Below are 213 nucleotides of genomic sequence, written 5' to 3'. Positions count from 1 at the left end.
GTTCTTCAGCTCGGCCGCGATCGGGTCGGAGCCTGCCGCGACGGACGGTTCGAGCTTGGCCGGGTACTCGTTCGGCGTGTCCAGCTCCGGGGCGTAGGTGGCGGGCTTGGCGGGGTTGTAGAAGGAGTTCGTCGGCTGGTCGGCCTTGGTGGGGATCATGTACTTCTCCATCAGATCCCACGCGCCGTTGAACTTGGACCAGTCGCCGGTGAC

General features: G+C 65.7%; 1 protein-coding gene. It reads right to left on the bottom strand.

What is annotated here, in order from left to right; all coding sequences use genetic code 11:
- Window positions 1-213: glycoside hydrolase family 48 protein (locus tag OO68_RS41985; protein ID WP_033314774.1), on the bottom strand; the 213-nt coding region annotated here is incomplete at both ends.

Origin of the sequence: Streptomyces iakyrus, from assembly GCF_000717055.1 — a bacterium.
Classification (GTDB): Bacteria; Actinomycetota; Actinomycetes; order Streptomycetales; family Streptomycetaceae; genus Streptomyces; species Streptomyces iakyrus.
This window is presented reverse-complemented; position numbering and strand designations above follow the sequence as displayed.